This window comes from Alkaliflexus imshenetskii DSM 15055, assembly GCF_000517065.1.
In the GTDB taxonomy this organism is placed as follows: domain Bacteria; phylum Bacteroidota; class Bacteroidia; order Bacteroidales; family Marinilabiliaceae; genus Alkaliflexus; species Alkaliflexus imshenetskii.
Genome location: NZ_KI912105.1, coordinates 1319523 through 1346347, shown reverse-complemented (window position 1 = coordinate 1346347; position 26825 = coordinate 1319523). Strand labels below are relative to the sequence as shown.

General features: G+C 43.4%; 23 protein-coding genes. 12 read left to right on the top strand and 11 right to left on the bottom strand.

Annotation, left to right across the window (positions count from 1 at the left end):
• Nucleotides 1–221: 221 nt before the first annotated feature.
• From porU to ALKIM_RS0105475, 4 genes are all read left to right on the top strand, one after another.
• Complete coding sequence (gene porU, locus ALKIM_RS17740; RefSeq protein ID WP_052345421.1) at nt 222–3989, top strand: type IX secretion system sortase PorU; 3768 nt, start codon at nt 222–224, stop codon at nt 3987–3989.
• An 87-nt stretch (nt 3990–4076) separates the two neighbouring features.
• Nucleotides 4077–5252: a type IX secretion system outer membrane channel protein PorV gene (porV, locus tag ALKIM_RS0105485; RefSeq protein ID WP_026473759.1), complete on the top strand. Its 1176-nt coding sequence runs from the start codon at nt 4077–4079 to the stop codon at nt 5250–5252.
• Between the two features lie 7 nt (nt 5253–5259).
• Nucleotides 5260–5748 carry a 2-C-methyl-D-erythritol 2,4-cyclodiphosphate synthase gene (gene ispF / locus ALKIM_RS0105480; protein WP_026473758.1) on the top strand — a complete coding sequence of 163 codons (489 nt, stop codon included), beginning with the start codon at nt 5260–5262 and terminating at the stop codon, nt 5746–5748.
• A gap of 21 nt (nt 5749–5769) precedes the next feature.
• Nucleotides 5770–6108: a thioredoxin family protein gene (locus ALKIM_RS0105475; protein ID WP_026473757.1), complete on the top strand. Its 339-nt coding sequence runs from the start codon at nt 5770–5772 to the stop codon at nt 6106–6108.
• 105 nt (nt 6109–6213) lie between these two features.
• Here the strand turns inward: ALKIM_RS0105475 and ALKIM_RS0105470 are convergent, their stop codons facing one another.
• The 3 genes from ALKIM_RS0105470 to alaS all read right to left on the bottom strand — a co-directional run bounded on the left by ALKIM_RS0105470 (nt 6214) and on the right by alaS (nt 11166).
• Nucleotides 6214–6405, bottom strand: a complete 192-nt coding sequence (locus tag ALKIM_RS0105470; protein ID WP_026473756.1) for a cold-shock protein — start codon at nt 6403–6405, stop codon at nt 6214–6216.
• Nucleotides 6406–6516: 111 nt separating this feature from the next.
• Entirely contained in the window at nt 6517–8334 is a 1818-nt protein-coding gene (locus tag ALKIM_RS0105465; RefSeq protein WP_026473755.1) for an AMP-dependent synthetase/ligase, read from the bottom strand.
• A gap of 204 nt (nt 8335–8538) precedes the next feature.
• Complete coding sequence (gene alaS / locus ALKIM_RS0105460) at nt 8539–11166, bottom strand: alanine--tRNA ligase (protein WP_026473754.1); 2628 nt, start codon at nt 11164–11166, stop codon at nt 8539–8541.
• Between the two features lie 307 nt (nt 11167–11473).
• Between alaS and ALKIM_RS0105455 the strand changes: the two genes are divergently transcribed.
• The 4 genes from ALKIM_RS0105455 (at nt 11474) to ALKIM_RS0105440 (ending at nt 14999) form a co-directional block, all read left to right on the top strand.
• A complete protein-coding gene (locus ALKIM_RS0105455; RefSeq protein ID WP_026473753.1) occupies nt 11474–12445 on the top strand; it encodes a M23 family metallopeptidase in 972 nt (323 codons plus the stop codon).
• Between the two features lie 267 nt (nt 12446–12712).
• The gene (locus ALKIM_RS0105450) at nt 12713–13048 is read left to right on the top strand and encodes a MerR family transcriptional regulator (protein ID WP_026473752.1); all 336 of its coding nucleotides are present in this window, start codon (nt 12713–12715) and stop codon (nt 13046–13048) included.
• A 90-nt stretch (nt 13049–13138) separates the two neighbouring features.
• Nucleotides 13139–14245 (top strand): Nif3-like dinuclear metal center hexameric protein, encoded by a 1107-nt coding sequence (locus tag ALKIM_RS0105445; protein WP_044117766.1) that lies wholly within the window; start codon nt 13139–13141, stop codon nt 14243–14245.
• A 1-nt stretch (nt 14246) separates the two neighbouring features.
• Nucleotides 14247–14999, top strand: coding sequence for a zinc ribbon domain-containing protein (locus ALKIM_RS0105440; protein WP_026473750.1), 753 nt, complete (start codon nt 14247–14249; stop codon nt 14997–14999).
• Nucleotides 15000–15117: 118 nt separating this feature from the next.
• Here the strand turns inward: ALKIM_RS0105440 and ALKIM_RS0105435 are convergent, their stop codons facing one another.
• The 6 genes from ALKIM_RS0105435 to recR all read right to left on the bottom strand — a co-directional run bounded on the left by ALKIM_RS0105435 (nt 15118) and on the right by recR (nt 18937).
• On the bottom strand, nt 15118–15927 hold the full coding sequence (locus ALKIM_RS0105435) for a TPM domain-containing protein (RefSeq protein ID WP_026473749.1): 810 nt from the start codon (nt 15925–15927) through the stop codon (nt 15118–15120).
• 213 nt (nt 15928–16140) lie between these two features.
• Nucleotides 16141–16578: a TPM domain-containing protein gene (locus ALKIM_RS0105430; RefSeq protein WP_026473748.1), complete on the bottom strand. Its 438-nt coding sequence runs from the start codon at nt 16576–16578 to the stop codon at nt 16141–16143.
• A 12-nt stretch (nt 16579–16590) separates the two neighbouring features.
• A complete protein-coding gene (locus tag ALKIM_RS0105425; RefSeq protein ID WP_026473747.1) occupies nt 16591–17169 on the bottom strand; it encodes a LemA family protein in 579 nt (192 codons plus the stop codon).
• Nucleotides 17170–17241: 72 nt separating this feature from the next.
• Entirely contained in the window at nt 17242–17676 is a 435-nt protein-coding gene (locus tag ALKIM_RS0105420) for a BT0820 family HAD-type phosphatase (RefSeq protein WP_026473746.1), read from the bottom strand.
• A gap of 42 nt (nt 17677–17718) precedes the next feature.
• Nucleotides 17719–18165 carry a hypothetical protein gene (locus ALKIM_RS0105415; protein ID WP_026473745.1) on the bottom strand — a complete coding sequence of 149 codons (447 nt, stop codon included), beginning with the start codon at nt 18163–18165 and terminating at the stop codon, nt 17719–17721.
• A 151-nt stretch (nt 18166–18316) separates the two neighbouring features.
• The gene (recR, locus tag ALKIM_RS0105410) at nt 18317–18937 is read right to left on the bottom strand and encodes a recombination mediator RecR (protein ID WP_026473744.1); all 621 of its coding nucleotides are present in this window, start codon (nt 18935–18937) and stop codon (nt 18317–18319) included.
• 103 nt (nt 18938–19040) lie between these two features.
• Here recR and ALKIM_RS0105405 point away from each other — a divergent pair, with 103 nt between their 5' ends.
• Nucleotides 19041–20492 (top strand): sodium:solute symporter, encoded by a 1452-nt coding sequence (locus tag ALKIM_RS0105405; RefSeq protein WP_026473743.1) that lies wholly within the window; start codon nt 19041–19043, stop codon nt 20490–20492.
• A 71-nt stretch (nt 20493–20563) separates the two neighbouring features.
• Here the strand turns inward: ALKIM_RS0105405 and ALKIM_RS0105400 are convergent, their stop codons facing one another.
• Complete coding sequence (locus ALKIM_RS0105400) at nt 20564–21952, bottom strand: APC family permease (protein WP_026473742.1); 1389 nt, start codon at nt 21950–21952, stop codon at nt 20564–20566.
• A gap of 140 nt (nt 21953–22092) precedes the next feature.
• Here ALKIM_RS0105400 and ALKIM_RS0105395 point away from each other — a divergent pair, with 140 nt between their 5' ends.
• The 3 genes from ALKIM_RS0105395 (at nt 22093) to ALKIM_RS0105385 (ending at nt 24334) form a co-directional block, all read left to right on the top strand.
• Complete coding sequence (locus ALKIM_RS0105395; RefSeq protein WP_026473741.1) at nt 22093–22452, top strand: VOC family protein; 360 nt, start codon at nt 22093–22095, stop codon at nt 22450–22452.
• A 118-nt stretch (nt 22453–22570) separates the two neighbouring features.
• Nucleotides 22571–23377, top strand: a complete 807-nt coding sequence (locus ALKIM_RS0105390; protein WP_026473740.1) for a helix-turn-helix domain-containing protein — start codon at nt 22571–22573, stop codon at nt 23375–23377.
• Nucleotides 23378–23458: 81 nt separating this feature from the next.
• A complete protein-coding gene (locus tag ALKIM_RS0105385; RefSeq protein ID WP_026473739.1) occupies nt 23459–24334 on the top strand; it encodes a pirin family protein in 876 nt (291 codons plus the stop codon).
• 118 nt (nt 24335–24452) lie between these two features.
• Here ALKIM_RS0105385 and ALKIM_RS0105380 read toward each other — a convergent pair whose 3' ends face one another.
• Nucleotides 24453–26645, bottom strand: a complete 2193-nt coding sequence (locus ALKIM_RS0105380; RefSeq protein ID WP_026473738.1) for a glutamine synthetase III family protein — start codon at nt 26643–26645, stop codon at nt 24453–24455.
• Between the last annotated feature and the right edge of the window lie 180 nt (nt 26646–26825).

Genomic DNA, 26825 nt, shown 5'->3' with positions numbered 1-26825 from the left:
GTGTTATTGCAATTTCGTTGCGCAGCAAACGTTATTAAATCAGGAAATGCTAATTTTACCCTGATAATATTAATGCTCCGGCTATGGTGTCATTTTTGCAGGTTGATGTGATTTATATAGCTTGTTGGTTTTGTGCAGATTAATTCATAAACAATTGAGGCTGCAACCTGTTAAACAAATCTGATTTATTTTCGTAGAAAAGCCAAATAATCGTTTGATAGATGCGTAAGATATTCTTCTTGTTATCCTTTTTAGTAGTGTTGGCTGCCTGGGCCGATGCTCAAAATCACTCTGTAACAGCAAGCCAAAGTATTGATTGGATTCATTTTGAGGGGCCTGATATGCTGCCATTTGAGGGAGAAGGCCATCTGGATGGAGGTTTGCCTGTATACCGGTTTCGGCTTCCTGTTCAGAATCATGTCATGCCAAACAGCATTGGTGTTCAACTGGATAATGTTATCTGGCAACCGTCAGAGGATTATGATGCCGCAAGCATCCCTTTTGTGGAAGCTAAAGTGAATCATGGACTGGTTTATATCCGCAAGCAGGCTTTTGTTGAGGTTGAATTGGTTCCTCTGCGCAACAGGGATGGCAATGTAGAGCGCATTACGGATTTTGACATCTCTGTGGCTTATAGTACTGATGATATTGTCCGGCTCAAATCGGCTTCTGCTGATGCGTTTGCCGCCAATTCAGTGCTTTCCAGTGGTCGGTGGTTAAAGATTGCGGTCAATCAGACCGGGGTGCACAGAATTCCTTATTCAACGCTATCGTCGTGGGGATTTTCATCACCGGCAAATGTCTCTGTTTTTGGTTTTGGCGGACAGATGGTTCCGCAGGTTAACAGCGCTGATCGTCCCGATGACTTGCCACAGGTTGCAGTATGGCACCACAACAACAATCTTTACTTTTTTGCCAATGGGCCAGTATCGTGGCAGTGGAACGATAATATAAAAATGTTTACCCATACCTTGCACTACTATTCAGAAAAAGCGGTTTACTTTCTTACAGAAGATGCACCTCAAACCAAACAGGTAGCCACTTTGCCTGCCGAAGTTCGTACGCCTAATTATGAGGTAACACATTTTGACGAAAGAGTGTATCATGAAAATGAATTGGTCAATATTATTACTTCGGGCAGGAAATGGTATGGGGAGCGGTTTAATGTTTCTGAGCGGCTGGAGCGTAACTTCGAGTTTCAGTTACCGTCGAGGGATGTCGCAAAACCTATAAAAATTAATACCGCTGTTGTAGGGCGGTCTGCTGCCGTAAACTCCTTTGAGTATTATGTGAATGACGCCGCGGCTCCTTCGCTGGTGCTTATGGTACCTGCTGTTTCGCTTTCAGGTAGTGACAGTTTTTTTGCACAGGAGCAATCAGGTACAGCATCCTTTACATCGGGTGGTCAAAATATAAATATTCGTATGCGATATACCGATCAGGCGCCTACATCATTTGGACGACTGGATTACATAACCTTAAACGCGCGAAGCCACCTTCAAATGCATGGTGCACAGCTTCTCTTCAGAGACTATGAATCGGGGAATGCTGGAAATATTTCACGATTTACACTGGGAAATGTATTGGCCGAAACGCGTGTGTGGGATGTGACAAATATTTTAACCCTAGCCGATATACCATCCGTTCATAGCACCAATAGACTCGAATTTGTGGCTGAATCGGCAAGCTATCGGGAGTATGTTGCTTTTAATCCTTCCGGACAGTTGCCTGTGCCCGAGAGAGTTGGTTTTGTTGAAAATCAGGATTTGCATGCCACTCAACCGGTAGATTATGTAATTGTGGCACACAGGGATTTTCTTCCTTTTGCGAACCAGCTTGCAGCCATTCATCAGCAACACAATGGTCTTTCTACTTTGGTTGTATTAGATGAGCAGATTTTTAATGAGTTCTCCTGGGGGCATCGCGACCCAACGGCCATTCGTTCTTTCATGAGAATGCTCTACGAAAGAGCGGGAGATGATCGCGCCAAAGCGCCTAAATATTTGTTGTTATTTGGCAACGGTTCGTATGACAATCGCACAGAGAATCCCGCAACACGATCTTTAATTGTAACCTATCAGTCTGAAAATTCAATACACCGCACAAATTCGTATGTTACCGATGATTATTTTGGTTTCCTCGATCGCAACGAGGGAGCCGACATACGTTTTGACCGGCTCGATATCGGAATAGGACGTTTCCCGGTTAGAAACGTTGACGATGCCCGCGTTGCCGTGAACAAAATCAGATCATACTATGAGAATCAGGATCCCGGTCAATGGCGCAAGCTGGTCACTTTTATTGCTGACGATGGCGACTTTAACATACACCAGCGCGATGCAGATTTTCTGGCCCAAAAGATTGAGAACAGTCATCAGGAATTTGATGTACGCAAGATTTACCTCGACAATTACCGTAAAACCACCGTCTCAACCGGAAAACTATCTCCGGATGCCCATAACTACATCAACCGTACGGTGAATGAGGGTACATTAATCATGAACTACGTGGGCCATGGTAATCCACGCTATTTGGCCGATGAGATGCTCATTACCAATAACAGTATCTCAAACTGGATCAATATGAGGCGATTGCCACTGTTTGTGACAGCTACTTGCGAGTTTAGCCGGTTTGACAATCCGGCAGAAGTTTCGGCAGGAGAGCAGATTTTTCTCACTCCCAACGGCGGTGGAATAGGCCTTTTGACTACCACCAGAGTCGTTTTTTCAAGTCTTAACTTTCAGCTTAACAACGCTTTTTTTAATCATGTATTCAAGAAAAATGAAGATGGTAGTAAACCCTCATTGGGCGATATCATTATGAATACCAAAAATTCGGCGGGAAGTAGTGTGAATAAGTTAAACTTCTTGTTGCTGGGCGACCCGGCTGTGAAGTTACTCTATCCGGATTATTACATCAATACACTTAGCGTTAATGGAAATCCTGTTGGTGCTGAGTTGGATACGCTTAAAGCTCTCTCAAAGGCAGTTCTACAGGCAGAAGTTACTGACAGAAACGGACAGCGACTGGCTGATTTCAATGGTACTGTTGATGTTACAATATATGATAAACCAATGAATGTGAGAACGCTAGGGAATGATGGAGCCACGCCTTTCGAGTTTTCACATTTTGTGAATATTCTTTTTAAAGGAAAAGCCACGGTGGTTAACGGGGAGTTCTCTACTGAGTTTGTGGTACCTCATGACATCCGATACAATTTCGCCAGAGGGAAGATAAGTTATTATGCTCACTCTCCACAATATGGAGAGGCTTTCGGAGCATTCAGGGATATTGTTGTGGGTGGATTTGATGTGAATGCGCTCCCTGACAACGATGGGCCGGAGGTTAATCTCTACCTGAATCACCCATCATTTAAACCCGGAGATGTAACTGGCTCATCACCTATGCTTTATGTCAATGTTTTTGATCCTTCCGGTATAAATACCTCCGGCTCAGGCATTGGTCACGACATAATTCTGATAATTAATGGAAACCGAAACGAGCCCATTGTGCTCAATAATTACTTCCAGGCCAAACCCGACACTTATAAGGAGGGACAAATTGTGTTTCAGCTACCTGTGTTACCTGCCGGTTCGCATCAGCTGGCGCTTCGAGTGTGGGATACGCATAACAACTCCACCATCGTAGAAACACATTTTGTGGTGGGTACCGGAAGTGATTTAAAAATCAGTAATTTTACATGGTCTCCTAACCCTATTTCGGGGCAGGCAACCGGCTATTTCGCCTTCGACCTGGAAGAGCCAAATGCGGCATTGATAATTACGGCAGAGGTCATGGATTTGAACGGAGCTACCACCGGAAAGCAGATTCTGCGCACGGTGGCTCAGAATAATCGCGTTTCCCCAATGCCCTTGTCGATGCAATATTTGGGTGTTTCAAGGCCTGGCGTCTATTTTATCCGCTTCCAGATACGCACCGAAACAGGTAAAGAGGCTCAGGTAGTAGAAAAATTATTGGTTCGTCCATAATAAAACGCTGTTTTAGTTGTTATGCTATAATGGACTGCCCCGAGCGCGGGGTGTAATATGTGCAACAAACAAATCAATTAATAACACATGAAGGATTTTTTATTACGAGGGATAGTTGTTTTGTTCCTGTCATCATCAACCTGCTTCTCGATTTTTGGCCAGGGCGCCATTGATCCGGGCGAGTTGGGTGGACAGGTTAACATCATCAGTACTGCGGTGCCGTTTTTGGGTATTGCACCTGATTCGCGTGCAGGTGGTATGGGAAATGCTGGTGTGGCATCCACACCTGATGTGAATTCACAGCACTGGAATCCGGCCAAGTTTGCTTTTATTGATGGAAACATGGGCGTGGCCATGTCCTATACGCCTTGGTTAAGAAAATTGGTGAATGATATCAATATGTATTATCTCACTGGTTTTATGCGTATTGATGAGATGCAGGTGGTTAGTGGCTCGTTGCGTTATTTCACTCTGGGCGACATTACCTTTCGAACATCACAGGAAGATATAGGCTATCAGGTAAAGCCCAATGAGTTTGCCCTCGATTTGGCCTACAGCAGATTATTGTCTGAATACTTCTCAGGAGCAGTAGCTTTCAGGTATATTCGTTCTGACCTGTTTCAGGGTTTTTCGGAGCATGGCGAGTTATCGGCCGGAAACTCATTTGCTGCCGATCTGGCTTTTTACTTCAGGAGCAACACAAATCTTTTTGGTAGCAACTCAGAAATCTCATCAGGAATCAACATTTCAAATATTGGTAGCAAAATCTCGTATGATGGCTTTGATAAGCAGTTTATTCCAACCAATATGAGACTGGGTGTGGGAGTTTCCACCGAGTTGGATGCCTACAATGCGGTCTCATTTTCACTCGATTTAAACAAGCTGTTGGTGCCAACGCCTGGTTTAAGTATTGCCGAAGATGGAGAAATATTTTATCCTGACACCTATCGGGACATGTCGGTTACAAAGGCCATGTTCAGGTCGTTTTCTGATGCGCCCGGTGGTTTCAAGGAGGAGATGCAGGAGATAAGCTATGCCTTGGGTGCCGAGTACTGGTATGATCAGCAATTTGCCATACGTGCAGGTTATTTTCACGAACATGAAAACAAGGGCAACCGAAAACATTTTACTGCCGGGATTGGTTTGAAGTTTAATATGTTAACGTTGGATGCATCCTACATTATTCCTGTAGTACAGAATAATCCACTTGCAAATACCATTCGGTTTACCTTGGGTATTGACTTGGATCAAATGAAGAAATAGTATCATAATGAACAATTTGAATTGGCGGGTTGGTATGGGCTATGATGTCCACCAGCTCGCTTCTGGCTATAAGCTGTGGATAGGTGGTATTGAGATTCCTTTTGAAAAAGGATCGGTGGGGCACTCCGATGGCGATGTACTTATACATGCCATCTGTGATGCATTGTTTGGTGCAGCCAATTTGCGGGATATTGGGTATCATTTCCCGGATAACGACCCTGAACTGAAAGGCATTGACAGTAAAATATTGTTGGGAAAAACAGTGGAGATACTTCGTAATTCCGGCTATGAGATTGGAAATATTGATTCTACAATATGTCTGCAACTGCCCAAAATCAATCCTTTCATTCCAAAAATGCAAACGGTGTTGGCAGAGGTTATGGGGATTTCGGCAGAGCAAATCTCAATAAAGGCTACAACCACTGAGCGTTTGGGGTTTGTTGGCAGGGGCGAAGGGGTATCTGCTTACGCAGTTACAATGATTTTTAAAACATGAAGCGCATCAGGCTAAAATTCTATGTCAAAACATACCGTTAGCAATATTGAGGAGTTGGATAGGTTGTTGTCTGAAGAGCCAGCCGTTCTGGGTTACTTTTCTCATGATGCTTGTAGCGTGTGTAAGGCATTGTTACCGAAAGTAACAGAATTGATTCGAGCCGATTTTGCCTTGATGCGTATGTTTTATTGTAATACGCTGAAGAGTCCGGAAGTGTCGGGCAGTTTGTCTGTATTTACTGTGCCAACCATCATAATATGGTTTCAGGGTCGTGAAGCCTTCCGTTTAAGTCGAAACATTGGCATTTCGGAGCTTCATACGGCTATTTTGAGGCTATACTCACTTTTGTTTGAGGAATAGATGAGGTTTGGTGTTTCTGCTGTTTTTTCACTGTGGAAAAAATAAAAAGGGTTTCGATATCGAAACCCTTTTTATACAATCGGAAGTTATAGTGTATACCTACAACTAAGCAAGCTTAACATTTACAGCGTTAAGACCTTTTCTTCCTTCCTGAAGGTCATACGTCACTTCGTCGTTTTCTCTGATTTTGTCAACCAGACCTGTTACGTGTACGAAGTACTCTTCTCCTGATTCTGCATCTTTAATGAAACCAAAACCTTTGGTGTCATTGAAAAACTTTACGATTCCTTTGTTCATAATAATAAAAAAATAAATAATTGCTTCAAAGGTAAAATAATTTTTCAGAAAACTCCATTTTTTTAGTGGTTTTCCGAATTTTAACATTTTTGTAACTCTCTGTATCTCCTGCTAATCGTTGAACTTGTGTTTGCCTCTGTTCTCTTCACCCTCGGCGTATGAATATATTTCACGAAGGATATTTGCATACTTTTTATACAACACTCTTCGTTTCAGCTTGAGGGTGGGAGAGAGCTCTCCGGTTTGTGCTGTCCAGGCTTCATAAACCAGTCTGAAGCGCTTAATTTGCTCATATTTGCCCAACTGTTTGTTATAGTGATCCATCTCTTTCTGGAAGCGTTGTTGCACTTTAGGTATCGAGATCAGCTCCATGTTGTCGCGGAAGTGTATTCTATGGTTGTTGGCCCAAACGTGTAGATATTCAAAATTTGGCAAAACCAGAGCACTTGCAAACTTTTCATTTTCGCCCACCACCATTACCTGCTCAATAAAGTTTGACTCCTTTAGCATGTTCTCGATGGCTTGAGGGGCAATGTATTTACCGCTCGATGTTTTGAACATCTCTTTTTTGCGATCCGTAATTTTTAGGAAACGATTGTTAAGCAAAGTCCCGATATCACCAGTATGAAACCAACCCTGATTATCGACCACACTGGCGGTGGTTTCCGGATCTTTGTAGTAACCTTTCATGATGTTATCGCCCTTCACAAGAATTTCGCCATCCTCATCAATTTTTACTTCTACCCCGTCGATAATGGGGCCTACAGTGCCAATCATGAGAGAGTTTGGACGGCTTAAATGGTTTACAGCAATCACGGGAGAAGTTTCGGTAAGCCCATATCCTTCCAAAAGAGGAATGCCAGCGGCAAAGAATAGCCTGCTAAGCCGTGGCTGTAGCGCTGCGCCGCCTGATACCACCAGTCTGAGTTCTCCGCCAAAAGCCTTTTGCCACTTCGAGAATACCAGTTTACGTGCCAACCACAACCTAAGTCCATACCAAAAGTGGTGTTTCCCATCTACTCTGAATTTTTCACCCAGTTTAAGCGATTGGAAAAAGATGAGTCGTTTTACCCCTTTTAAATCACCGCCTTTGGATACAATACGGTCGTATATACGTTCGATTACGCGTGGCACAGTTGCAAATGCGTTGGCTTGTATCTCAACCATGTTTTGGGCAATGGTGCCAAGATTTTCGGCATAGTAGATGCTGCATCCGTTAAATTGGAACAGGTAGTTTACCATACGCTCAAATACATGGCAAATGGGTAGAAAGCTAAGTATACGGTCTCCTGGTTTTATGCCGAATAATCCGGCGCAGGCTTTCACATTGCTGATAAAATTCCGGTGGGTTAACATTACCCCTTTTGGTAAACCAGTTGTTCCGGATGTGTATATTATGGATGCAATATCGTCGGGTGTGATCTCGTTGCGCAACTTAAGCAGAACGTCTTTATAGGTAACCCTGTTTTGTTCGCCCAAATTTGTTATTTCGCTCCAGTGTGGGGCATCTTCATAATAGTTGAATGTATAAACTTTCTCGATGCCGGGAATGGTGTCTGCGATGGGTTTAAGCCGACTGTAGAGGGCTTTGTCAGAAACAATGAGCATTCGCGTATCGGAGTGCTCAAGTATATGTTTGTATTCGTCGTCGCCAATGGTTGGATAGATTGGCACATGAATAGCACCTATCATGGCCATGCCCATGTCGGCCATGTTCCATTCGGGTCTGTTGTTCGAAACAGTTGCTATTTTGTCTCCTTTTTTAAAGCCACTCGCCAAAAGTCCGTAGCTGAATCGTTTGGAGGTGCGGCTGTAATCTTCGGCACTGAATTTAACCCATTGCCCCTCGCGTTTGGCCGCAAGAATATCTTCTCGGTTATGGTTATTTCTAAGGTTTTCCAGTAAGTCAAATGTGCGTTCAATGGTCATATACAACAAATTTAGTCTGTTCTTTTATATGTTAACAAATTTTATGAGTCAAGAAAAGTACAATAAAATTTGCAAAATCACCCGCGTCAATTTAGTTAAAAACCCGCGAAATGGATGTTAAGGGCTGGATATGAGGCGCATTAAGACATAAACTGCCGGATGTGAAATTAAACATCCGGCAGCAACTATTTGTTTAGAGCAGAGTTATGCCAATTTTTCTTTTACGATGCTCAGGGCTTTTGAAAGTGCGCTATCTATTCCTTGGGGATTTTTACCTCCGGCCGTGGCAAAGAACGGTTGTCCACCTCCACCACCATTAATTTCAGACGATACCGCACGAATCAATTCTACTGCGTTGATTTTTTGAGTAAGCGATTCTGAAAGAATAACAGCAATCTGCGGCTTGCCATCGGCTTCACCACCCAAAATGGCAACCATATCTTTATCACTTTCAGCACGAAGTTGAAAGGCTATATCTTTGAGATGTGCAACAAACATGGGTTTCACCAATGACTTTATTACCTGCACACCATTCATGGTTTCAGCACTTTCGCGAATGCTTCGTTTTTCGATTTGCATCATGCTTTGCATCATGCTATCAACTTGTTTGGCAAGTGAAGCGTTCTCGGCAATCAACATCTCCACATTCTTTTTTACATTGGCCTGGTTTTTAAACATCTGGCCAAGTTCTTTCAGCACATCACTTTGCAAGTTAATCAGCTCTTCTGCCTTATCGCCAACAACAGCTTCGATACGTCTCACCCCGGCAGCAATCGACGACTCGCTGATGATTCGGAAGATTCCAATTTGTCCGGTAGCTTTAACGTGCGTGCCTCCGCACAACTCTATTGAGTCACCAAAAGCAATGGCACGAACCACATCGCCATATTTCTCTCCAAACAGTGCCATAGCTCCCATTTCGCGTGCATTTGCCATGGGTAACTCGCGATGCTCTTCCAGAGGCAGGTTTTTGCGTATCTCCTGATTTACAATAAGTTCAATTTTCCTTATCTCTTCTTCGGTCACCTTCTGAAAGTGCGAGAAATCAAATCTCAGGTAGTCAGGGTGAACCAATGAACCCTTCTGCTCCACATGATCGCCTAAAACCAGACGTAAAGCCTTATGCAGTAAGTGTGTTGCTGTATGGTTGTTGGCAGTCATCTGCCGTTTTTGACTGTCCACCACCGCATGGAACGTGGCATTGAGTGCGGTTGGCAGTTTTGGGGTGATATGCACAATCAGGTTGTTTTCTCGTTTGGTGTCGATAACCGGAATGCGTTCACCCTGAGCTTCAATGTATCCGCTGTCGCCCACCTGACCGCCACTTTCGGCGTAAAACGGGGTGATGTTAAATACCAGCTGGTAGAGCTCTTTGTTTTTCGATTTTACCTTTCGGTAGCGTACTATTTTTATATCCGTTTCAAGGTAGTCGTATCCGATGAACTCCTCTTTGTCATCTTCGATAAGCTGAATCCAGTCCTCTGTTTCAACAGCTGCAGCATTGCGGGCTCTTGTTTTTTGGGCTTCCATCTCCGATTCAAACTCTTTTCGGTTTACGACCAGCTCATTCTCTTTCAGGATGAGTTCGGTAAGATCCAATGGGAATCCAAACGTGTCGTAAAGCTCAAACGCCACTTTCCCGTCTACAACTTTATAATCCTTGCTTTTCGTCTCCTGAATGATTCTTTCCAGAAGGGTTATTCCCGTTGAAAGCGTGCGCAGGAAAGATTCTTCTTCTTCGTGAATTACTTTACCAATTAGTTCTTGTCTGGCTTTAAGTTCCGGATAGGCATCGCCCATGGTGCTGATAAGCGCAGGCAGAAGCTTGCCCATAAATGGTTCCCTCATGTTGAGGAAGGTGTAAGCATAGCGTACGGCTCTTCGCAGAATTCGACGAATGACGTAACCTGCTTTGTTGTTTGATGGCAACTGGCCATCGGTGATTGCAAACGAGATGGTACGAATGTGATCGGCCATCACCCGCATGGCTATATCCGACTCATTGGAGGCGCCATATGTGATACCGGATGTTTTTGATATAGCCTGTATGATGGGTTGAAATACATCTGTATCGTAGTTGGATTTTTTTTGCTGTATTACACGGCAAAGCCTTTCAAATCCCATTCCGGTGTCGATGTGTTGTTGTGGCAGTGGTACGAGCGTGCCATCAGCTTTGCGGTTGTACTGAATAAAAACCAGGTTCCAAATTTCAATGACTTCCGGATGGTCTTTGTTAATCAGTTGTTCACCTGGCAATTTTGCTTTTTCATGAGCGTCGCGCAAATCCACATGAATTTCTGAGCAGGGGCCACAAGGACCTGAATCGCCCATCTCCCAAAAATTATCTTTTTTATTGCCGTTTACGATTCTGTTTTCAGGCAGATGTTTACGCCAGAAGTTATAGGCATCTGTATCTCTATCGATTTTATCTTCTTCACTACCCTCAAAAATAGAGGCGTAAAGACACTCTTTGTCAATTTTAAGTACTTCGGTAAGGAATTCCCATGCCCAATCAATGGCCTCTTTTTTGAAATAATCGCCAAAGGACCAATTACCAAGCATTTCAAACATGGTATGGTGATAAGTGTCGTGTCCAACTTCTTCCAGATCGTTATGTTTACCCGATACGCGCAGGCATTTTTGGGAATTGGCAACCCTTGGCCATTTAACCGGAGAGTTTCCCAGGAAAATGTCTTTAAACTGGTTCATCCCGGCATTTGTAAACATCAGGGTTGGATCGTCTTTTACGACCATAGGCGCCGATGAAACAATCTGATGCTGTTTGGATTCAAAAAAATCCAGAAAACTTTGTCTTATTTCCGAAGCTGTCATATTTTACCTGTCAAAAAAATATCCTCTAATAAAAATTACAAAATAAAATAACGCGAACCTTTTTTTGTCTCACACGTATAGGTCTCAGTGTAAGAGCGGTGAGTGTGGTTGCAATGGCCTCCTGTTATATCAGAAAATCCTTGTTTTTAGCGAATTCGTCAAAGCAGACAAAAGTGCAAAAACAAATTGCAAATTTCTAAAAAAGAACACACTTAAATTTATAATTAAGCCGCAAAAATAGATTAATCGTCTGATTTTTGTTCATTAATGGAGATTTTTTCTATTTTAGCGTCAAATTTATTACCATATGTCAAAAGTCAAGTATAGATATAACCCGGAAACTTTAAGTTACGATAAGATTGAAACGGGTTTTAGGTATTATGTGTCACGTGTTTTTACCCTCACGCTGTTCAGTGCAGTAATGGGTTTTGTCTATTTTTTTGGATACGTATATTTGCTTGACAGTCCGCGAGAGATTAAATTAGAGAGGGAGAATGCCCGATTGTTGTCGCAGTATGAAATAATGACCAAAAAACTTGATCAGGTGCTTGTTGTTCTTGACGACATTCAGCAGCGCGACGAAAATGTGTACCGGGTAATTTTTCAGGCTGATTCAATACCAAACTCAGTAAGGCGAGCCGGATTTGGCGGTGTAAACCGTTATCGTTACCTCGAAGATTTGGATAATGCCAAGTTGGTAATCAACACTTCAGCAAAGCTGGATGGCATCATGAAGCAGCTCTATGTTCAGTCGAAATCATTTGATGAGATTATTGATTTGACCATGCGCAAGGAGGAGATGCTTCGTTGCATTCCTGCCATACAGCCCGTCTCCAATAAGGATTTGCGACGTACAGCGTCGGGTTGGGGATGGCGCATCGATCCCATCTACAAAACACGCCGTTTTCATGAAGGTATCGATTTTTCTGCTCCAACAGGCACCGATATTTATGCCACTGGTGATGGTGTTGTGGTGAATGTAACAACATCCAATATTGGTTATGGAAAATATGTTGAGATAGATCACGGTTTTGGATATTCCACCCTTTATGCGCACATGGATGGTTTCAACGTTAGACCCGGACAACGCGTCAACCGTGGCGACGTGATAGGATGGGTAGGTAACACCGGGAAATCAACAGCGCCGCATTTACATTATGAAGTACGCATCCGTGGCCGGGCCGTGGACCCCGCTCACTACTTCTTCCAGGATTTGACGCCTGAGCAATATGAAGAGATGATTCAGATAGCCTCAAACAGTAACAGAACATTTGATTGATATTAAGCCGTAGTAAGAAAATCAAAACCGGGAGCCAGATAGACGACTTCCGGTTTTGGTTTTTTTATGCTTTGAAACTGAATAGAGGATGATTGGCGTGTTAGATGCACCGGCCCTAATTCAGATTTTGACTTATGGGTAAGGCAACCGCTGTTGTTAAATATTGCATGAGCAATTTTCATAATTGTGTTTCGATGTTATCCATTTGTATGCATCAAAAAAAAAGGTTAAAATTGTATGTTACATCAATCAAATAATTAATGCCTTATGCCTTACAAGGAGCCAAAAATAGAAAAGCTGTACTATACCATTGGAGAAGTAGCCAGAATGTTCGATGTAAATACATCGCTTATCCGTTTCTGGGAAAAGGAGTTTGATATTATTAAGCCGCATAAAAACAAAAAAGGCAACAGACTATTTACACCTCAGGATGTGGAGAATTTTCACATTATCTATCATCTGGTAAAGGAGAAGGGGCTGACACTAAAAGGAGCTGAGAAAAAATTGAAGGAGAACCGGGAAGATACCATTGAGAACTTTGAAGTGGTAAAGCGACTAAAGGAGATTCGGGAAATGCTTGTGGAGATAAAAGATGGCATGTAGTGTCATTTTTTAGTCGCTGAAGGTTGCTTGTTTGTGGTTTTATTGATTTTATAATAAGGCCGTTTTTGTTTTAAGCTGTTTGTGAACTACATGGGAAAACTACTGGTAAAAGATGTTATAAGGTGCATCGAAAGGTTTGCTCCGCCTGCACTTCAGGAGTCATACGATAATTGCGGTTTGCAGGTTGGTAATGATAGTTCTGAGGTAACCGGAGTTTTAATTACCCTTGATGTGACTATTGCTGTTTTGGAAGAGGCCATTGCCTCCAATTGTAATTTGATTGTTAGCCATCACCCTTTGACGCTTTCAGGCATAAAGCGTTTGACCGGACGTACCGCCTCGGAACGCATATTTATGATGGCCATTAAACACGATTTGTCTGTTTTTTCAGCGCATACCAATATCGATAGTGTTAAGAATGGGGTGAGCGGTGTACTTGCCAATCGCCTGGGATTGAAGCATCAGACCATTCTCGCCCCACGAGAGAAAAGTCTGCTCAAGCTTATTACATTTGTGCCGGTTGCCAATGTTTCACAAGTGCGTATGGCTCTTTTTGATGCAGGTGCGGGTCATATTGGGAATTACGATTCATGCAGTTTTAATGTGGCAGGAGAGGGGACATTCAGAGGGGGAGAAGACACCAATCCTTATGCCGGACAAAAAGAGGTTTTTCATACCGAACCGGAAGTACGTGTGGAGACCATTTTGCCCTTTTACTTCAGAGATGCCGTGGTGAAAGCCTTGTATGCCGCACATCCCTATGAGGAGCCCGCCTTTGACATTGTTCCGCTGGCAAATGATTGGCACGAAGCCGGATTTGGTGTTGTTGGGGATTTAGAACAATCTATGTCAGCAGTTGATTTTCTGTTGCATCTAAAGCAGACCACCAACACCGGTTGCATCCGTCATACTGATTTTAACCGAGGCGAAATAAAGCGTGTAGCTGTTTGCGGTGGCAGTGGTAGTTCCCTGTTAAAAAACGCGATGGGTGCCGGAGCAGATGCTTTTGTTTCAGGTGATTTTAAGTATCATCAGTTTTTTGAAGGCGAAGGAAATATTTTGATTGCAGATATAGGACATTATGAAAGTGAGCAGTTCACTAAAGAACTTTTTTTTGAGATACTTACAAATAAATTTCCTAATTTTGCAATCCGTTTATCGAAATTAAATAGCAATCCCATTAAATACCTATATTAGAATGGCAACATTGGATTCAAAGGCAAGTGCTGGCGAAGTGTCTGTAGAAGAGAGACTTCAGGCGCTTTTTGATTTGCAGAAAGTGGTTTCTGAGATTGATAAAATCAGGACCCTCAGGGGCGAGCTTCCATTGGAGGTTCAGGATTTGGAAGATGAAATTGAAGGATTGGAGACCCGGCTTACCAACCTCGAGAGTGAGATTAAGAAGTTAAATGATAACATTCTTGCCAAAAAGAATGAGATTAAAGATGCTGGGTTGCTTATTAAGAAGTATGAAGCTCAACAATCTAATGTGCGCAACAACAGGGAGTACGATTCTCTGACTAAGGAGATTGAGTTTCAGACCCTCGAAATTGAGCTATGCGAAAAGCGTATTCGTGAGTTCACGGCTGAAATGAAAACCAAGTCTGAAATTGGTGAAGCCTCCAGAAAACAGTTGGATGAGCGTAAAGGTGACCTTGCAGCAAAAAAGGCTGAACTCAATGAGATAGTCTCAGAAACTCAGGTTGAAGAGGAGCGTTTAAAGAGCAAATCCAAAGAGATTGAGACCCGCATCGATGATCGTTTGCTTACAGCTTTTAAACGTATTCGTAAGAATGCCCGTAATGGCCTGGCTGTGGTGACTGTTGCCCGCGATGCTTGTGGTGGTTGCTTTAATAAAATTCCACCCCAGAGACAATTGGATATTCAGCTGCGTAAGAAGATTATTGTTTGCGAATATTGTGGACGTATTCTTGTGGATGGACAAATGTAGGATTAGACTTTTCCTGATTGCATCTGCTTAACGCACTGCTTTAAAGATAAAATTAAGCCCCGGACTGAATCTCTTTTCAGTCCGGGGCTTATTGTATGTGTAATGAATGTGACGGTTTTTACCAGCTTCCACCGGCACCACCTCCGCCAAAACGTCCACCTCCAAATCCTCCAAATCCACCACTGCTGCCGCCTCCAAAGGAACCTCTTCCTGATGAGAAGTTACCCCATTGTCCGGAGTGACGTCTGGAGCCGGAGCCCATCATCGACAACAATATCCAGAAAGGAATGTCATGACCAATGGATGCTTGTTTGGATTTTTGCGCTTTGGTTGCAAAAACAAAGATGACAATGAACAGAATAAGCGCAAAAATTGCACCTGCGGCTTCTTCGCGGCTTCCGGTGCGGTTCACATAAGTGTCGGCTGTGTATTCGCCACGTGTTAAATCCATTACGATGCTCACACCCGACAATATACCGGCATAATAATCATTGTTCCGGAAGTGGGGAATCATTTCATTGTCCACAATTCTGCGTGCCACTGCATCCGGCACCACTGCTTCGAGTCCATAACCGGTGGCGATATATGCCTGACCGCGTTCGTTGTTGATTCTTGGTTTGATGAGGATAAGAATGCCATTGTCGCGCCCTTGCTGACCAACGCCCCAACTCTCGGCCAGTCGGAAAGCATAATCACCTGCATCATAACCCATGAGGTCATTTAGGGTTACAATGGCTATTTGTGTGCTTGTTTCTCTGGCAAACTGAACCAACTGCTCATCTAGCTCGTTGGCGCTTCTGGCATCCAGCAATCCGGCCATGTCATTCACCAACCGGGGTGGGGTGGGGCGTGCCGGCATATCCACAGCGAAAATACCCATCGGGTGAAGTATCAACAGAAGCAGGGCAGTAATATGTTTGATTTTCATTAGCATCTTGTTTTTATTTTTCATGTTTCTCGTAAGATAAATCCTGACATGTGATGTGATTTGTTAATAAAAAGAATGGTTGTTTTTTACCGTTCTTAAATATTATCAGTACAATCACTTACTACTATAAATCTTATCAGGCTACCAATCTATTCGTTCAGTATAAACAATCAGAATGGTTTCATGTCACGAGTTCATCAGGCGTATTTATGGTTATACTTTTCCAAACGAGATCTCGTCGGGGAGCTCATTAACGTCATCTGCCTGATAGGGGAAATGTGATTTGAGTTGCTCTCCGGCCATTACTATTCCTTTTTCGAGGGCCAGAGCCATCTCGCCGGTTCGGAAAATATTAGTCATTTCGGCTTTAATGCTCTCCCAAAAATCATCAGGAACAACTGAGTTTATGCCAGCATCTCCGAGTATGGCAAACTTGTGGTCGTCAACAGCAAGATAAAACAGTACTCCGTTACGGAGCTCAGTTTTATGCATTTTGAGCGCTTCAAAGATATAAGCCGCGCGATCCATTAGCTCTTCCGGGCAGTGCCGTTCTACATGAACACGGATTTCGCCTGATGTGTTAAGTTCTGCCTGCTTAACGGAGCTGACAATACGTGCTTTTTCATCATCCGTAAAAATTTTTGCGGCCATAAATGTATGTAGTTAAAATTGTACTTGTGGGGCTTGTCTGGCTCCCTGTTCTGCTTCAAAATAGGGCTTTCGTTCAAATGAAAAAATGGAAGCAATGAATTTTTGAGGGATTTTTGCTATGTATGTGTTGTAGTTGCGTGTGGATTCATTGAATTTCATCCGTTCAACAGTAATTCGGTTTTCGGTTCCTTCTAACTGAGCTTGCAGGTCACGGAAGTTTTCATTGGCTTTTAAGTCCGGATACCGTTCAACTACTACCATCAGCCTTGATAGTGCAGAGGATAAGCCTTCCTGAGCCTGTTGAAATTGCTTGAGTGAGGCTTCGGTCATGTTCTCGGCTGAGATGTTGACTGAGGTGGCTTTACTTCTTGCTTCTATAACGCCTTCGAGGGTTTCACGTTCGTGGGCAGCATAACCTTTAACTGTGTTCACGAGATTTGGAATCAGGTCAGCACGACGCTGGTACACGTTTTCTACCTGAGCCCACTGTGCATCCACGCCTTCGCGTAATTCAACCATTTTGTTGTATCCGCAACTGCTAAAAAATGGGATTGCAAGCACTGCAATAATGATGAGTCTGAAATTTTTCATGGTGTTTTTGTGAATAAGTGGATTAGATGTATTGATATATTACTTCTTCGCTCAAAATACAGGCCAATTATCTTATTCGCGGCCCAGTAAATATCTGATGAAACCTGTTATGGTTCGGCGTTGAGCTTTTTGGTATTGCTGTTTAAATGCTGTATGTTCATCTGTTGACTGGTCTGGGTTAATCATTTGATATATTTCGCCCCACCCAGGGAAGCCTCCCACGTTGCGATCATCAATAAAAAGGTCGGCATGAATTTTTCTGCTTTGGGATGGATCAAGCGTTTCGCCTGGATGGCTGCAATTTATAGCAAAGAACTCTATGCCATTGCTGCGGCAGTATTCCACTGCTTCATCCAGAAGTTTTCCGCCCCTGTAGGTCCATAAAATCAGCTGATGTCCATCTTTTTGCAAAGCCTTGAGAGTTGCAAACGCAAAGAGCTTTTCTTTGCCGATGGCAGGGTAACGGTGCTCAACTATGGTTCCATCAAAATCAACGGCTATTATCATAGGTTTAATTGGCTAATTGTTTGGTGACTGCAATGTTTTAAGTTACTCTTCTACAACGTTTATTTCTTTAATGATGTTCTGCCATCTTGGCATATTTAATGTGTATGCAACGAAAAGCAGACCAAATATGATGGCAAATGATTTGTCAGCAGAAATCAGATGTCCAATTAATGCGATGATTGCAAGGGCTTCGAGTGTAACTATTTTAATAAAATAGCTGTTTCTATATTGCAGCAGTTTGTTATGCAAGGGTATGTCAGCCGGTATTTTCTTCACCTGATGCGTATGAAAGATAAACCCAGCCGGAATGCCTCCCAGTGCAAGAATAACAATAACCGACTTAAGTGTCTCCAAGTCCTGTGGTGACCAGTTGATTGTCGCATTTACCTTTGGGGCAAGCATGATTGCAGTAACCGCAAATATGAGGAGTGCAGCAAAAATAAACCAGAAAATCAATTGTATTTGTTGAAAAACATGAGGTTTTTTCATCTTTATATAGTTAAGTGAAATTTTTGTTTTGATTTATTACCAATGAAGATGCACACTTCGGCGTATGTGAGCGTTTTTTCTACTCAGTTAACTTTCATCCTTCTCTTTGTTTTGGCTTCAGGTGCGTAAAATACTACTAATTGATGTGATCTCACAGTGTTTTTTCAAAAGGCAGCCGGTTTACCAGGGAGCGGCCCAAGGTTACCTCGTCAGCATATTCCAATTCGTCGCCCACTGAAACGCCTCTGGCAATGGTAGTAACCGAGATGGGGAAAGCGGCCAGTTTTTTATAGATATAAAAGTTTGTAGTGTCGCCTTCCATCGTGGCGCTGAGTGCAAAAATCACTTCGCTAACGGCACCTGTACTTGCTTTTTCTACCAGCGGATTAATGCTTAAATCGTCAGGCCCGATGCCATCCATAGGCGAGATTACACCTCCCAAAACATGATATATTCCTTTGTACTGCTGAGTATTTTCGATGGCCATCACATCGCGGATGCTTTCTACCACACAAACTTGCGCATGATCGCGCTTTGGGTTTGCACAGATCTCACAAATTTCGTCATCGGAGAGGTTGTGGCATACTTTGCAGTATTGAATCTCTTCACGCAATGCCTTAACAGCTTCAGAAAACCGCTGAACATCATCTTTCTCCTGTTTTAAAATGAAAAGCGCCAGACGCAGGGCTGTCTTGCGGCCAATGCCAGGCAGACGTGAAAACTCATTGACGGCATTTTCAAGCAAACGTGATGGAAAGCGGGATGAATTCATAGAAATAATTTAAAAGCATACAAATTTACGAAAATTTGGTAGCTTTCTAAATGGCGTGCTGTTTTGCATGATAAACGAAAAACTGTTATTTTGGCAGGAAAAAATGAATCCTATCACGACCGGCCTTCTCATTGCTGCTTACTTTCTTGTGCTGATAGTTATTTCGTGGATAACAGGACGCCATGCCGACAATGCCACCTTCTTTCTTGGTAACCGACGGTCGCCTTGGTATATTGTATCAATTGGCATGTTAGGGTCTTCGTTATCGGGAGTCACTTTTGTATCTGTCCCGGGATGGGTAGAGGCGCAGCAGTTTACCTATCTGCAAATGGTTGCCGGTTTTGTTTTGGGGTATGTAGTGGTTGCCAATGTTTTGTTGCCACTCTACTATAAGCTCAACCTGACTTCTATTTACGCGTATCTAAATACCCGTTTTGGCATATTTTCCTATAAAGCGGGTTCTCTGTTATTTATTATTTCAAAAACCACCGGAGCCGCAGCCCGTCTCTATCTAATGGCGAGTGTTTTGCAATTGGCTGTTTTTGATGCTCTGGGTGTAAGTTTTGTTGTCACGGTGGTGGTGACCATCGGTCTTATATGGCTTTATACTTTCAGAGGCGGCATTAAAACGATTATCTGGACTGATGCTTTGCAGACTGTGCTTATGTTATCAGCGGTGATAATTACCATTATATACATTTGTCATGAGATGAATTTTAGTTTTTCCGGCATGGTATCAGCAATTGAGGAGAGTCAATATTCACGTATTTTTATTTGGGATGACTGGAAATCGTCACGCCATTTTGTGAAGCAATTTTTTTCCGGAGCTTTTATAACCATCGTGATGACTGGTTTGGACCAGGATATGATGCAAAAGAATTTGACTTGTAAAAGTTTGCCAGATGCCAGAAAGAATATGTATTGGTATGGTCTTGCTTTTTTGCCGGTGAATCTACTGTTTTTAAGTTTGGGTGCGTTGCTGTTTATGTTTGCTGCTCAGGTTGGTTTTGAGGTACCTGCCCGCGCCGACGATTTGTACCCTGCTTTGGCAATGGGAGGTTATTTGCCCGCTGCGGTTGGGGTGTTGTTTATTCTTGGACTGGTGGCTGCTGCCTATTCTAGCGCTGATTCAGCTCTGGCATCACTAACCACTGCGTTTTCACTGGATATTCTTCAGATTGAGAAAATGGATAAGGACAGAGCGCGACGTACCCGAATAAAGGTTCATATTGGATTCACAATCGTGATGGCTCTTGTGATTCTTATCTTTAGAGCGCTGAATCAGGATAGTATCATCAATACAATTTACATTCTTGCCGGATATACCTATGGACCATTGTTGGGACTGTTTGTGTTCGGCCTTTTCACCTCCTGGCAAATTAAAGACAGGCTGGCACCGATTGCAGCTATTCTGCCTCCGGTAATTACGGGCATCATCGATTTTAATGCAATGTCCTGGTTTGGATTTAGTTTGGGTTATGAAAAGTTGATGCTTAACGGATTAATTACTTTTGCCATATTGTGGTTTATCCGAACAGATAAACGCACATTGTAATCTATATTGGGGTTAGTGTATGCCAATGATGTTTGATTGCACTTTACCCGTATATCGTTTGATTGTAATTGTCAGTTAGATGTTAAGCGTTTGCCTTTGTGATATATCCTGTGACCCCAAAAAGCAACCACCAATATTCCAACTCCCAGAAACGGATAGAATCCATTCATTCCATCGGCACCAAAGGCCTGATTTATGGTGCCCATTAGTGCGATAGTAGAAAGCAACAAGTATATGCCTGGAACCCAGGGGTAGCCAGTGGCAAGGTATGGCCGGACCGCATCGGGCTTTTTGTGCCTTAGCACAAAGAGGGATAGTACAGTCAGTGAACCCGTGACAAACATGGCGATGCTGGCCATCTCAATAATGGCGTGAAAACTGCCGGTAAGTACCAAAATGATACTAATTCCTGCCTGAGTCCAGAGTGCCCGCCGCGGCACGTTATTTCGATGGCTAAGTTTTGCAGCACCAGACCAGAAGGCCTTGTCTTGCGCCATGGCAAAGGCTACACGTGACCCGGTGAGGATGGATGCGTTGAGCGAAGTGACAACCGCAATGGCGATGGTTACTGGTACCAGAATAGCAAGCAATGAACTGTTTAGATATCTGGCCATCCCTGTTCCCGCGTCGGTATGGTGTAACGATGCGAGATTGTCATATCCCATGGTGAATACAAATGCTGCACACAAGAGGCAGTATAAAAGAGTGATGGCAAAGGTTGCCCTGAACATGGCTTTGGGGATATTGCGCCCGGGATTTTTCACTTCGCCTGCAACGTATATGATGTTTAGCCATCCGGAATAGGCGAAGTTAACATATAGGAAGGCGGTTATTAAACCTTGAAATGAGAAGCTCTGGGGTCTCAATCGCGGCGTAACCAACTCAGTCGACGGATTGAAAGCCAGCGCAAAGAGTCCAAGTAGCAATAGTAGCATAACGGGTAACAGCGTGAATACAATTTGCAGTCTTGCAGCTATTCGGGTACCTGCATCGTTAACAATGGTAAGAAGTACAATTAATGCGGTAGCCAACAGATTGGCCATTGGGATGGGGATGGAATGGCTGACCGGTGCCATTAGGTCGTAGTTGACCAAGGCTGAAATCTGGTACTGGAATAGTGCTACAGACAAGCCTGCGATGGAACCACAGAATATTGCACCAAAAAGTACCCATCCGGCTGCAAAAGCAGTTGAGTGCCCAAAAGCCTCACGTTGGAATACATAGTCTCCACCGGCATGGGGGAGCATGGCTCCAAGCTCACCACAAGCTGTTGAGCCCGAAAAAGCAAATACCCCGCCCATTATCCATACAAGAAAAAAGAGACCAAGTGAGTTCACCTCAGCGGCTATGGCAGGTGGAAACAGAAAAATGCCCACTCCCAACATGGAGCCGGCCACAACCGTAAAACCTGCCAAAGGGCCTATGGTGCGGCGGAGTGTTATCTCTTTTTGTCTGTTCAAGTTTGATTGGAGTTGTTGTTATAAAATAGGCAATTTCAATCATAAGGGCAATTTAATGATGTGCAGAATGTCTCATTTTTCCAATTTTGGGCAGATTGGCCAGAATATCTTTGTCACGAAAACCTTTAAAATTAAAGATTATGGAAAAAGTTGTTTCGTGGGTTGAAATACCCGCTGTGGATTTTGAGCGGGCGGTAAAGTTCTATCGTAGTGTGTTTGGATGGAAACTAGAGCCAATTGACTACGGCTCCGAAAAAATGGCCTGTCTGCCTCAGAACGCAGGTGCTATTTCATTTGCCCGGGATTTCAAACCTTCTGCTGATGGGGTCTTGGTGAGTTTTAATACATCACACCAATTGGATGCGGTGCTTGGTCGAATTACTGAGAATGGCGGCACCATCCTGATTCCAAAAACCAAAATTGAAGCCGAAGGTATGGGTTGGTTTGCGACTTTTCTCGACTGCGAGGGAAACCGCGTGGGACTTTATGGTTACGTTTAACCAGAAGTGTGTGATTAATGTAATTGGCAGGTGTTTGCAGCAGTTGGATGGCAAACACCTGTCTGCTTGTCTGTGATAATGATAAAAAATAGGTTAACTTTAACTCAAATCAAGTGGTATGCAGCGTATTTTTTACCCATCTTCCGAGTTGGCTCCTTTTATCAGGTATTATTGGACGCTGGATGTTTGTAGTCCCTCTGGTTTATCGCATGTTCAGCGTATTATTCCCACTGGTTGTCCGGAGTTGTTGTTTTATTTGCGCAACGAGCCTGTTTACCATCGAAATGGCAAAACGGAGTCTGCAAATGCTTATCTGTGCGGGCAGCAAACTGATTTTTATGATGTGGAGGTTAATGGGACTAACGAGATGGTAAGTGTGGTATTTCAGCCCTGGGGCATTCGTTCGTTTTTTGATTTCCCCGCAGTTGAGTTATGGAATCAGAGTGTACCGTTAGAACTTATCCTTAAGGACGAGTCTGCAGAAATCGAAGATAGATTATCCTCCAGCAAATCGAGAGTTGAACAGATTGGGATAATTGAGTCCTGGCTTTTGAGGCGACTTGATGATAAGCCAAGACATAACATCCGGCGCCTTTCAGCAGCCATGCATAAGCTGAGTAAGACGGATGGTTTGGCCACTGTGGACGAAATGGCATCGGTGAGTTGCCTGAGCCGGAAGCAGATGGAGCGGGTTTTTGCCGATGTGGTTGGTCTGCTGCCGAAACGCTACTTGCGTATCATAAGGTTACAGCGATCGTTACATCAGTTCCAGGAGAGTCCGAGGCTGAGCATTACCGAAGTAGCTATTGATAGCGGGTATTACGACCAATCGCACATGATTGATGAGTATAAGAAATTTACCGGATATACCCCCGGAGAGCTGCTAAATATCTGCGAGCCATACTCAGACTTTTTTAGTGTTTAATGAATTGGCCATGAGGTTGAGAAGATGGTTTTTTATTTAGCTGTTCTGTTTAATATTTTTATCCACCACAATATTGTGTTTATGAAACGAACCATTGAACAAATTGTACCGCCACCACCTATTCATTGGGTAGGTAACGGATTCAGAGTGCATAATTTTTTCCCATCGGGTACTGAGTTGGGGATGTATCGCATGAGTCCTTTTTTTCTGATGGATTACAACTCCAAGCACTATTTTGAGCCTGGTGTTGAGCCTCGTGGCGTAGGCGTTCACCCACACCGGGGTATCGAAACGGTTACCTTTGCCTATCATGGCAAAGTGGCGCATCACGACAGTGCAGGCAATAGTGGCGTAATCTCACCCGGAGATGTGCAGTGGATGACGGCAGGCGGAGGAGTGCTGCATAAGGAGTATCACGAAGCTGAGTTTAACCGCCAGGGAGGCTGGTTTCAGATGGTTCAGCTATGGGTTAATCTTCCGGCTAAATACAAAATGACCCCTGCTAAATATCAAGGCATCGAAAAAAAGGATATGGGGAAATTCAATTTGCCGGATGATTTTGGAGTGGTGGATATTTGTGCCGGTGAGTATAATGGTATTAAAGGTCCAGCATCCAGCTTCTCGCCCATAAATTTATATAATTGTTACCTAAAGCAAGGCGCATCGCTCGATTTTTCGTTTGAACGGGATCATAACACGGCATTTGTGACCATTGCAGGTAAAGCACGATTTAATGGGGCAGAAGAAGTAGCCCAGGATCATCTGGTGCTTTTTAACAACGATGGGGAAGATATAAGACTAGAGGCCTTGGAAGATGCTGTAATTCTGGTGTTGAGCGGCGAGCCGATTCGCGAAACTGTTGTGCCCTATGGCCCATTTGTGATGAATACACGTGAGGAGATTATGAAGTGTTATTCAGATTATAATGAGGGTAAGTTTGGGTATCTCGAAGATTGATTTATAAGATGATTGAGCATTGGGGCATCATGGTGCACCATATTTGATAAAAACGAAGCGGGGCTGCTCCACATTTGAAGCTGCCCCGCTTACCCCCTTAGTAAACCTTAAAATCAAACTATCGAGCAAACAAGAGTTCTCTGTATTTTGGCAATGGCCACATTTCGTTGTCAACAATCAGTTCCAACTTATCAACATGGTAACGGATGTCGTCAAGACAAGGACGCACGCTTATGTCGTAAAGATGAGCCTTCTGGTGGGCATCCTCTTCTTTGTTGGCTACTTTGCGTGCCTCAACCATATCATGCACTTTGTTTTTGATATTCTGGATGTGGTATGATGTTTTTCTGATGAGGTCCAGACGGTCGCCGGCCAACTCCTGAAAATCTGATTCATTACCAAAGATATCTTTCAGACCCTGCACGTTTTGAATGAGTGTGTTCATATATGCCACGCCTGTAGGAACAATATGGTTTATGGCTATGTCGCCAAGTACCCTCGACTCAATCTGTATTTTCTTGGTGAACTTCTCGAGTTCAACTTCAACGCGTGCTTCAAGTTCTATTTTAGAGAACACATCGTTGTCGCCAAATACTTTTATCGATTTGTCTTTTAGGTAAGCCTCCAGTGCTTCAGGCACATTGTTGATGTTGAAAAGACCTCTGCGGGCAGCTTCTTCAACCCACTCCTGACTATAACCGTTACCATCAAAGCGGATGTTTTTGGTCTCTTTGATATATTTCTTCAGAGTCTGGAGGATGGCTTCATCTTTTTTGATACCTTTTTCAACCAAACCATCAACCTCGGCTTTAAATTTCTTAAGCTGAGCGGCTACTACAGTGTTAAGCACAATCATTGCAGAGGCACAGTTGGCCGATGAGCCTACCGCACGGTATTCGAAACGGTTACCGGTGAATGCAAAAGGAGAGGTTCTGTTACGGTCGGTGTTATCCAGAAGAATCTCAGGTATTTTGCCAATATTCAGTTTGATAGATGTTTTTTCATCCGGTGTCATCTTTTTATCAGGCACGGTCTCTTCCAATTCGTCCAGCACACGATTTAATTCATGTCCTAAGAATATGGAGATGATAGATGGTGGTGCTTCATTGGCACCCAAACGGTGTGTGTTGCTGGCTGTAAGGATACTTGCAAGAAGCAGATCCTGATGCTCATGTACCGCTTTCATTACGTTGAGCAGGAAGGTGAGGAACTGCATGTTGGTACGCGGGTTTTTACCCGGTGACAGCAAGTTCACGCCAGTATCCGTGCTTAGCGACCAGTTGTTGTGCTTGCCTGAACCATTGATGCCTTTGAAAGGCTTTTCGTGAAACAGAACTCTAAAGTTGTGCTTACGTGCAATTTTTTTCATCACGTCCATAACCAATTGGTTATGGTCGTTGGCAAGGTTAACCTCCTCAAATATTGGCGCAACCTCAAACTGGTTTGGTGCAACCTCATTGTGACGTGTTTTCAACGGAATGCCAAGCAGGTATGCCTCACGCTCAAAATCTTCCATATATGCGATAACCCTTTCAGGTATGCTGCTGAAATAGTGATCTTCAAGCTGCTGGTCTTTCGAAGATGAGTGTCCCATCAGCGTACGCTCGGTAAGCATCAGGTCGGGACGTGCCATAAACAGCGCCTCATCAACCAAAAAATATTCTTGTTCCCAGCCAAGGTTGCTGGTTACCTTAGATACGTTTTTGTCAAAATACTGACACACATCCACAGCTGCTTTGTCAACTGCAGCAAGTGCTTTTAACAATGGCATTTTGTAGTCAAGCGCTTCTCCGGTGTACGATACAAAGATAGTGGGAAGACACAATGTTGTTCCTACAATAAATGCCGGTGAAGATACGTCCCAGGCTGTGTAACCACGAGCCTCAAAAGTGTTGCGAATACCACCTGAAGGGAAACTGGATGCGTCGGGTTCTTGCTGTACAAGAAGTTTGCCGCTGAAGGCTTCAACAACTCCGCCTGCAGAATCCAAATCGATGAAAGCATCGTGCTTCTCTGCTGTGGCATCGGTTAGTGGATGAAACCAGTGTGTGTAGTGGGTAGCACCATTGTCGATGGCCCAGGCTCTCATGCCGAGTGCAATCTGGTCAGCCATTTTGCGGTCGATGCGACTTCCTTTCTCGATAGCCTCCATAACATGTTCGTAGGCCTCTTTCGACAGGAATTTTTTCATCTTGGCTTTGTCGAAAACGTTTTTCCCAAAATAGTTTGACGTGAGCTTTCCCAGTTCGTCAATGTACATCGGCTTCCGCTTGAGAAGCTCTTTTAGTGCAAAAAATCTTAAAGTTGCCATATAGTTATTTGGTTTGTGAGTTAGACCCTACAAATATGTAATAATTTTATCAAACACCCTCTATTTGTCTTGTTAAAAAACTTAAAATCGAGTAAAAAACAGGTATTATCCCCTAAAATTTACTATAGTCCGATGTTTTATTGATTGTTTTTCGTGTTTTGCTTCATGTTTTCAGGGGTG

Bases quoted from the DNA above. Each gene is read 5' to 3' on its own strand.
- porU (WP_052345421.1), top strand. From the start codon at position 222: ATGCGTAAGATATTCTTCTTGTTATCCTTTTTAGTAGTGTTGGCTGCC.
- porV (WP_026473759.1), top strand. From the start codon at position 4,077: ATGAAGGATTTTTTATTACGAGGGATAGTTGTTTTGTTCCTGTCATCA.
- ispF (WP_026473758.1), top strand. From the start codon at position 5,260: ATGAACAATTTGAATTGGCGGGTTGGTATGGGCTATGATGTCCACCAG.
- ALKIM_RS0105475 (WP_026473757.1), top strand. From the start codon at position 5,770: ATGTCAAAACATACCGTTAGCAATATTGAGGAGTTGGATAGGTTGTTG.
- ALKIM_RS0105470 (WP_026473756.1), bottom strand. From the start codon at position 6,405: ATGAACAAAGGAATCGTAAAGTTTTTCAATGACACCAAAGGTTTTGGT.
- ALKIM_RS0105465 (WP_026473755.1), bottom strand. From the start codon at position 8,334: ATGACCATTGAACGCACATTTGACTTACTGGAAAACCTTAGAAATAAC.
- alaS (WP_026473754.1), bottom strand. From the start codon at position 11,166: ATGACAGCTTCGGAAATAAGACAAAGTTTTCTGGATTTTTTTGAATCC.
- ALKIM_RS0105455 (WP_026473753.1), top strand. From the start codon at position 11,474: ATGTCAAAAGTCAAGTATAGATATAACCCGGAAACTTTAAGTTACGAT.
- ALKIM_RS0105450 (WP_026473752.1), top strand. From the start codon at position 12,713: ATGCCTTACAAGGAGCCAAAAATAGAAAAGCTGTACTATACCATTGGA.
- ALKIM_RS0105445 (WP_044117766.1), top strand. From the start codon at position 13,139: ATGGGAAAACTACTGGTAAAAGATGTTATAAGGTGCATCGAAAGGTTT.
- ALKIM_RS0105440 (WP_026473750.1), top strand. From the start codon at position 14,247: ATGGCAACATTGGATTCAAAGGCAAGTGCTGGCGAAGTGTCTGTAGAA.
- ALKIM_RS0105435 (WP_026473749.1), bottom strand. From the start codon at position 15,927: ATGAAAATCAAACATATTACTGCCCTGCTTCTGTTGATACTTCACCCG.
- ALKIM_RS0105430 (WP_026473748.1), bottom strand. From the start codon at position 16,578: ATGGCCGCAAAAATTTTTACGGATGATGAAAAAGCACGTATTGTCAGC.
- ALKIM_RS0105425 (WP_026473747.1), bottom strand. From the start codon at position 17,169: ATGAAAAATTTCAGACTCATCATTATTGCAGTGCTTGCAATCCCATTT.
- ALKIM_RS0105420 (WP_026473746.1), bottom strand. From the start codon at position 17,676: ATGATAATAGCCGTTGATTTTGATGGAACCATAGTTGAGCACCGTTAC.
- ALKIM_RS0105415 (WP_026473745.1), bottom strand. From the start codon at position 18,165: ATGAAAAAACCTCATGTTTTTCAACAAATACAATTGATTTTCTGGTTT.
- recR (WP_026473744.1), bottom strand. From the start codon at position 18,937: ATGAATTCATCCCGCTTTCCATCACGTTTGCTTGAAAATGCCGTCAAT.
- ALKIM_RS0105405 (WP_026473743.1), top strand. From the start codon at position 19,041: ATGAATCCTATCACGACCGGCCTTCTCATTGCTGCTTACTTTCTTGTG.
- ALKIM_RS0105395 (WP_026473741.1), top strand. From the start codon at position 22,093: ATGGAAAAAGTTGTTTCGTGGGTTGAAATACCCGCTGTGGATTTTGAG.
- ALKIM_RS0105390 (WP_026473740.1), top strand. From the start codon at position 22,571: ATGCAGCGTATTTTTTACCCATCTTCCGAGTTGGCTCCTTTTATCAGG.
- ALKIM_RS0105385 (WP_026473739.1), top strand. From the start codon at position 23,459: ATGAAACGAACCATTGAACAAATTGTACCGCCACCACCTATTCATTGG.
- ALKIM_RS0105380 (WP_026473738.1), bottom strand. From the start codon at position 26,645: ATGGCAACTTTAAGATTTTTTGCACTAAAAGAGCTTCTCAAGCGGAAG.